At 30.1% G+C, this 7,276-nt stretch carries 8 protein-coding genes and 1 pseudogene; 6 read left to right on the top strand and 3 right to left on the bottom strand.

All coding sequences use genetic code 11. From position 1 onward, the window contains the following. Positions 1-170: 170 nt before the first annotated feature. Positions 171-467 (bottom strand): hypothetical protein, encoded by a 297-nt coding sequence (locus ACWPW7_RS23250; RefSeq protein WP_454052328.1) that lies wholly within the window; start codon positions 465-467, stop codon positions 171-173. A gap of 99 nt (positions 468-566) precedes the next feature. Then, positions 567-830 carry a glutamate ligase domain-containing protein gene (locus ACWPW7_RS23245; protein ID WP_454052329.1) on the bottom strand — a complete coding sequence of 88 codons (264 nt, stop codon included), beginning with the start codon at positions 828-830 and terminating at the stop codon, positions 567-569. A 414-nt stretch (positions 831-1,244) separates the two neighbouring features. Here ACWPW7_RS23245 and ACWPW7_RS23240 point away from each other — a divergent pair, with 414 nt between their 5' ends. The 6 genes and pseudogenes from ACWPW7_RS23240 to ACWPW7_RS23215 all read left to right on the top strand — a co-directional run bounded on the left by ACWPW7_RS23240 (position 1,245) and on the right by ACWPW7_RS23215 (position 6,514). Then, on the top strand, positions 1,245-1,943 hold the full coding sequence (locus ACWPW7_RS23240) for a LuxE/PaaK family acyltransferase (RefSeq protein ID WP_454055627.1): 699 nt from the start codon (positions 1,245-1,247) through the stop codon (positions 1,941-1,943). Next, positions 1,874-2,377: a LuxE/PaaK family acyltransferase gene (locus ACWPW7_RS23235; protein WP_454055628.1), complete on the top strand. Its 504-nt coding sequence runs from the start codon at positions 1,874-1,876 to the stop codon at positions 2,375-2,377. The genes ACWPW7_RS23240 and ACWPW7_RS23235 overlap by 70 nt, the downstream gene beginning before the upstream one ends. Next, complete coding sequence (locus tag ACWPW7_RS23230; protein WP_454055626.1) at positions 2,377-3,738, top strand: aldehyde dehydrogenase family protein; 1,362 nt, start codon at positions 2,377-2,379, stop codon at positions 3,736-3,738. Before ACWPW7_RS23235 ends, ACWPW7_RS23230 begins: the two co-directional genes overlap by 1 nt. 52 nt (positions 3,739-3,790) lie before the next feature. Beyond that, a complete protein-coding gene (locus tag ACWPW7_RS23225; protein ID WP_454055625.1) occupies positions 3,791-4,408 on the top strand; it encodes an SDR family NAD(P)-dependent oxidoreductase in 618 nt (205 codons plus the stop codon). Between the two features lie 413 nt (positions 4,409-4,821). Continuing rightward, positions 4,822-5,773 (top strand): annotated as a pseudogene (locus ACWPW7_RS23220) (helix-turn-helix transcriptional regulator). 108 nt (positions 5,774-5,881) lie between these two features. Further along, positions 5,882-6,514: a type 1 glutamine amidotransferase family protein gene (locus ACWPW7_RS23215; protein WP_454052334.1), complete on the top strand. Its 633-nt coding sequence runs from the start codon at positions 5,882-5,884 to the stop codon at positions 6,512-6,514. 314 nt (positions 6,515-6,828) lie between these two features. Here ACWPW7_RS23215 and ACWPW7_RS23210 read toward each other — a convergent pair. Continuing rightward, the coding region (locus ACWPW7_RS23210; protein WP_454055624.1) for an RNA-guided endonuclease TnpB family protein at positions 6,829-7,276 on the bottom strand (448 nt) is incomplete at its 5' end.

Here is a 7,276-nt window from a genome sequence, read left to right as displayed (position 1 = left end):
GAGTAGTGGAACAGAGTATATTGTCCTTAACAAGGATACAATTCAAATATCAAGCTTAAGTAAACTTGATTATATTTCTCAAAATAAAAAACTTTTTATATCAGGAAAAGTAATTAAGTAGAATTCATGGTATTCTTTTATTGATTATGGATGTAATTAAATTTGAATTATCATACAATTAATTGAGTACACACAAATATTCTTAGTATATTTAATAAGAAAACCTTATTTAATACTGATACGGAGAACCATATCATAAGTAAGTGAGGGTTTTTAGCCTTAACCATTGATATAGCTTGGTTAAGGCTATATTTGCAAGTGGAAATACTGCATCGCAAATAAAATTCAACTGCTCCAAAAACTATAATTGTGTCTTCACTTTTAGCTTCACTAAGGATTTTACTACATATTTTATCGGAGCCTTCTATATATTCCGCTTTATTTATATCTATTTTATTACATAGCATATTTAAATTAACAGGCTTTATGTCTTTATTTGCTTCTCGTCCTAAAAAGGTTTTGTAATAAGAACTCTATCTGCCTTCTTTAATGCTATAACGAACTAATTAAAGAAATAGCTTTGTCCTTGAAAATTGATGGGGCTCAAAAACAGCAAAAACCTTTTTTATTGGATGACTAAGTTTAATTGGATCTAATGTAGTTGCTACTGCTGTAGGATGATGAGCAAAGTCATAAAAAATCTTAATATCACCAACATCTGCTATTAATTCTAGTCTTCTTCCTATTCTTTTAAAATTTTCAAAGGAATTCTTTATTACATCTATATCAACACCTAACTCTAAGGCAGTAATTATACTCTTTATCTCCATTTAATACTTTAAATGATGAATATTCAGGTGTATTTGAATTCAATTCTGCCTTATACTCCATGTCAAAAGGAAATTCAATCTTATTATCTATATAATATTCAACTATAGCCCTTAAACTTTTCAATATCTAATGTTCCTTGATAAAATTATCCAGTTATTAAAAAATGTATTATTTATTTAAAGTACTGCTTGAACTATGGAGGACAATGTAAAGTCTAAAAGTAATTTTATTTCAACATATAGGTATATATGTAAGAATAAGTGAAATGGAGGAAAAAGTAAAAAGCATTAATTAAATTACTTATATAACCATTTGAGGACGTATATGGATTTTGAAAAAATTGGCAACTAAGAGTATAACTAAACTGACCAGTCAGTTAATGATAAAGAGAGATTATACAAGGAGGCATAATTATGGAAAAGTTTTATCAAGACTTAAAAGTCAGCTTAGTTGAGCAGTATTCTCAATGTCCGGCTTATAAATTGTTATGTGATAGTCAAGGGTTTAATCCTACTATAAATTTAAACTCTGAAAAAGACGTGGAAAGAGTTCCGTTTATAACAACTACACTATTTAAAAAGTCAGCTGGAATATTTACTAATTTACTTAAAGTACCTATAAATACAATTGATAAGTGGACAGTATCAAGTAGCACAAGTGGTGATCCAAGTGTAGTAGGAAGACGTATGTGCGACATGATGCAGATAAGGGAATTTAACGAACTTCAAAATAAATCTTTAAGACCTGATACTGAGCAGGAATGTGTCTTTTTTCCAGATCCTGATACTATGAAAAAATATAAAAGTGAAGTAATATACGGCAAGAGGACAGAATCATATATGGGGAATCTTTTGGATATGTTTGGCTTTAAAGAAAATACAGTTTTCATTATAAAGCCGGAAGGAGATAATTTAGTTGTTGATATAGATGCATTTAAAAAGTTTTTAGTTAGTAATGATAAATTGGATAAACATCTTTCTATAAGAGGATCTGCACTTTCACTTTTTAACACAATAAATCTACTGAAAAAAACAATGCCACCATTCAACCTTGGGAAAAATGTATTAATTCAAACTGGAGGTGGTGGCTGGGATGGAAAAAAGGAACCATAAGTAATGGTACAGCTATAAGAAAGCAAGAATTTGTTGAAACAGTTGCTGATTTTCTTGGAGTACCAGAAGAAAACTTCATTGATTCTTATTCCTTTACAGAAAACACTTTCTTTATTATCGGGCATTATTCAAAAAAATATAAAGATTATCTTTTTCATGTTCCCAAATGGGGTAAGGTTATAATAAGGGATATTAAAACTTTAGAACCACTGCATAATCCTGGAGATAGAGGGTTTATACAAATGTTAAATGCATATGGAACCCTTTCTTTTGCCGGAGCGTCAATATTAGTAGATGATATTGGTGAAATAGTTTCAATAGATGAGTGCCCTGATTGCAAAGAGAAGCTTATGACAATAAGGCTTATCGGTAGAGTAAAAGGCTCAGAAGCAAAAGGATGCGGAGCTACACTTAACGTAAAGGGGGAAGAATAATGAAAGTTGAATATACATGTGGAAATACTGTATTATCCAAAAATGTTAATGATATAAATCTTGAGCTTATTTCTTCAGACGAGAATCAGATTCTTTGTGAAATAGATAGACTTACTGCAAATAAAAACAAAGTACATGATATTCCTGTGCAAGAGACTATCGAAATCTTAGATAAGTGTGCAAAGTTATGGTTAAATAGGGAATATTCTAAAAAACATATAGAAATCTTAGCTCATATATTAAGCCAAAGTGAAGAACTTATAACATATGAACTTGAAAGTTCTATGCATATGCTTTTAAGAGAAAACTTGGAAAGAACAATTACAGAAGAACTTGGAAATATAGACGTGCTGGATAAGTGGATTAAGACAAGCTATGGAGAAGTTCACAGACAACCAAGAGGGGTTATGTTCCATAATATTTCAGGGAATGCATTTGTAGTAATTCCTATGAGCATTTCAATGGGACTGTTATCAAAGAACTGCAATTTAGTAAAGGTATCCGGTGATGAGCCATATTTTGCCAATGCGTTTTATGAGAGCTTATGTGAGATTGATCCAGACATAAATGAAAGATTGGCAGTAGTATATTTTAATAGTGAGTGCTCAGATATATATGAAGCTATAGTTAAAAAAGTAGATTGTGTAATACATTGGGGAGGTGAATATTCAGGTAAAATAATGGCAGAACTTTGTGCTAAGTATAATAGTCACTTAATAATGCATGGAGCAAAAATTAGTTTTGAAGTTATAGATGAGGCGGAAGATATTAATATGCTTGCTGAAGCTGTAGCAAAAGATGTTATATGCTGGGAACAAAAAGCATGCTTATCGCCTAGATTAATATTTATAAACAATAAAATAGATACTAATTTATTTGCTATAAGTGTTGCAGAAAGCTTGAAAAAACTCTCATTAAGCTTTCCAAAATCATATTTAAATCCCTGGAGTTCTATCAAGACACTGCAAGATAGACAATATTGCTTGTTAAAGTATGGAATTAACAAAAAGCAAGATGTAGCAGTATATTCATCGTACAATGCGGATTACACTGTTATTTTGAATAGTACAATGCCTGATAAGAATGATATAGACAGGTGTTTCAATAGATTTATATTTGTTTGTCCCTATAGTGATAGCGAAGAAGTATATGAATATGTTGAAAATAACCTTAAGAAGTATTTACAAACTATGGGATATAAAGGAACAGATGAGCAATTTATTGAGAAGATGACTATGTTAGGCGTTAGCATAGTAACTAGACCAGGTGAAATGCCACTACATTATCCTGGAACTTCTCATGATGGAATTCACAATTTAAAAGAAATGACTTCTATAGTTAGTAATCAGTTAAATTACTAAACCTATTTCATTATAAATCAAAATATAAATAGTGATAAGGAGAAAATTGGTCATGGATTTAAATAACAAGAAAATAATATTAACAGGAGCATCATCAGGAATAGGAAAAGAAATTTTAAAGCAGCTGCAGCTATATGATATAAAGGTAATAGCAGTTGGAAGAAATATTTCTAAAATACCTGAAGTAAAAGATAAGATAATTCCTTTTGCATGTGATGTATCAAAAAAAGAAGAGGTAGATAAGCTATTTGATTTTGCAGTAAAGACACTGGGAGGAATAGATATTTTTATAGCAAATGCAGGTTTTGCCTTTTGCGAAAATATTGAAGAGGCAAATTGGGAGCGTATAGAGCAAATATTTAGTACAAATGTTTTTTCTCCAATATATTCTGTAGAGAAAATGAGGGTTCTTAATGGAAATAGAAAATATTCAGTAGTTATAACCTGCTCAGCTGTTAGCGAAATTCCTCTACCGGGATATTCATTATACTGCTCTACAAAGTATGCAATTAATGGCTTTGGGAGGGTATTCATGAATGAAGTAAGAGATAATGAGATAATTTCATTAGTTTATCCTATAGCTACAAATACAAACTTTTTCAAAAATGCTGCTGATAAAGCACCAATACCATGCTTTACCAGTCCAAGGACCAGAAAAAGTGGCGCATAGTGTAATAACAGGAATCAAGAATGAAAAGAGGTTTATCTATCCATCTAAATACTTTGCAATCTCAAGAGGTTTTACTAGGGTATTTCCTTTTATGACTTCAATATATGTGAAGGTGCAAAGAAATAAGTTTATTAAGTGGGTACAAACTCAAAATAGTAGCCTATAATGCCACGGGGACGTTTCGTTTGGAACACTAAAGCATTTTGGATACATTAACAATTAAAGAAAAGAAGTAAAAGGATAAATAGATTTAGAATATGATATGGTGAACCGTGCCATAAGTAAATAAGGTTTTTGGAAAAAGATATTAAAGATAAAAGTAATATAAAAATTTGGATAATAAGAATACAAACTATAAATAATAAGTTTATATTTAATAAGTTTTATAGTATAGAATGAGGACGGGAAATTCTATAACTAAAATTGATAATATGATGGCAATTCTTTGGATGTTAAAATCTGGAGAAAAAATTACTGCAAAGCAAATATCTGAAAAGTTAGAGATTAATATAAGGACTGTTTATCGTTATATTGATACACTCTCAGCCAGTGGAGTACTCATTATATCGGATACAGGTCATAATGGAGGATACACTTTATTGAATAATTTTATTGAAGCTCCTCTCTTTTTTGATGTTGAGGAACAAACAGCACTACTTCATGCTGCTATTTTTGCAAAATAAGCAGGAAATTTTTTTGATGAAGCATTAGAAAGAGCAACATCGAAGCTAAAAATGTATTCAAATCAAGAACAGGAAAGAATGCTTAAGCAGTATTTAGAAGGAGTTGAAGTAATAAGTTCAATTGGAAAACCGCATATAGAGCCAGTATCGAGGAAGCTAGAGGATAGCATAGTCAATGGGTTATCTATAGAAATTGAATATCATACAAGTAAAGAAGAACAATCAAAGTGTAGAACTATTGACCCATATGGGCTAGTTTACTGGAGTAATAAGTGGTATATAGTAGGTTTTTGTCATATACGAAATGAAATCCGTAGTTTTAGAGTAGATCGGATTTATAATATTGCTCAAACAAAGATTAAGTTTAATCAACCACAAGATTTTTCAGCAAGTAAATTTTTTATGGAAAAACTATTAGATTCAGTAAAAGATAAGAAAAAGTTCATTTATTTAGTTATTGGCGGCAGGACAAGTTTTATGCCAACATTGGCTTTTAGGACATCATTTTAAAGAGCGAACTTCAAATCAAGTTATATTTCTACTTGAAGAGGAAATAGTTTATACGTATGTACCATATTTACTTTTACCATATGGCAAATCTATTCAAGTAATTGAACCATTAAGTTTAAAGGAAAAAATTATTGAAACTTTACTAGAATTAATTAAATATTATAAAATTTAATAACTTCACTGACCAAAACTGTCAGTGAAGTTGTTTTATAATAAGTTATGTAAACAGCAAAGTTATTTGAAATAAGATGTAAAAGTAGATATAAAAGGAGCATATATTATGAATATAAAAAAAGTGTATCTTTATGTTTTTGATACTATGTCAGACTGGGAAATAGGTTATTTAACTACAGAATTAAACTCGGGAAGATATTTTAAAAAAGGAGTACAACCTATACAAGTAATTACGGTAGGAAACAATAAAAGCCCTATTACCACAATGGGAGGACTAAAAGTGTTACCAGAAATCTCTCTTGATGAATGTAATCTTAAAACTACAGATGCTTTAATTCTACCAGGTGGATTCACATGGACAGAATCAATCCATGATGCTGTATTAGAAAAAGCTGAAAACGCCTTAATGCAAGGTAATGTAGTTGCAGCTATTTGCGGAGCAACAGTAGGACTTGCGAAGAGAGAATTGTTAAATTCTAGAAGTCATACAAGTAATGATTTAGAATATCTTAAAATGATAGTGCCTAATTATATTGGAGAAAAATATTATAAGTTTGAATCAGCGGTGACAGATGAGAACTTAATTACTGCATCTGGAATAGCACCATTAGAATTTACTATGCAAGTATTGAAAGTGTTAGATGTATTTAAATCAGAAACATTACAGGCGTGGTTTAATGTTTATAAAACTCAAGAGGCAAAATATTTCTTTGAATTAATAGATTCAATGAATAAATAAGGAATAGAACAAAGAACAATTTAGAATATAATATGTTCAAAACCTGTGGACTTTTTAACTTGCAATTTGTAAAAAGAATAGGAGTGTAGTAGGCTATAAAAAGCATATTCACTCCTTTTTAAATGTCCTTTTATATATTATTTCTTAAATTCAATAGTTTTAGTTATTCCCATATGGTTGTGAAGCTCACATGGCCAAAGTCACGTGCTTCTAAGATCACTCTTAGATTTTCCCACATCATCCACCTCGTAACCTACTATGTCTATGGGCGTTAATTCGGATACTTCCTACCCTACTTTATTATATTTATATAATCATAAACCTATATTTAAATCTTTTAACCCTTGCATTAATATATTTTTACTAGCATTTATATCTCTATTATGATGTACTTTACAGATTGGACAATCCCATTCTCTAAGTGTTAGATCTTTTACCTCTTCATTTTTATATCCACAATGCGAACACAGCTGTGAGCTAGCAAAATATCTATCAACTTTAGGATATATTCTATCATTCCATAATCCTTTATATGTTAACTGTCTTATTAATTCATGCCATCCACAATCATGTATTGCCTTAGATAAATTAGGGTTTTTAACCATACCTTTGATATTTAAGTCTTCACTAAATATAAATTGGTTTTCTCTTATAATTTGTAAAGATATTTTATGTAGATTATCAATCCTTTTATTACTTATTTTTTCATGCAATTTAGCTATATTATTAGTTTGCTTTTTGTAACTATTGCTGTGTAATTGC

The organism is Clostridium sp. Marseille-Q7071 (assembly GCF_965112025.1).
The sequence above is the reverse complement of the archived record's forward strand: the minus strand, read 5'-3'. Positions and strand labels throughout refer to the sequence as shown.

Bases quoted from the DNA above. Each gene is read 5' to 3' on its own strand.
- ACWPW7_RS23230 (WP_454055626.1), top strand. From the start codon at position 2,377: ATGAAAGTTGAATATACATGTGGAAATACTGTATTATCCAAAAATGTT.
- ACWPW7_RS23225 (WP_454055625.1), top strand. From the start codon at position 3,791: ATGGATTTAAATAACAAGAAAATAATATTAACAGGAGCATCATCAGGA.
- ACWPW7_RS23215 (WP_454052334.1), top strand. From the start codon at position 5,882: ATGAATATAAAAAAAGTGTATCTTTATGTTTTTGATACTATGTCAGAC.
- ACWPW7_RS23245 (WP_454052329.1), bottom strand. From the start codon at position 830: ATGGAGATAAAGAGTATAATTACTGCCTTAGAGTTAGGTGTTGATATA.
- ACWPW7_RS23240 (WP_454055627.1), top strand. From the start codon at position 1,245: ATGGAAAAGTTTTATCAAGACTTAAAAGTCAGCTTAGTTGAGCAGTAT.
- ACWPW7_RS23250 (WP_454052328.1), bottom strand. From the start codon at position 467: ATGCTATGTAATAAAATAGATATAAATAAAGCGGAATATATAGAAGGC.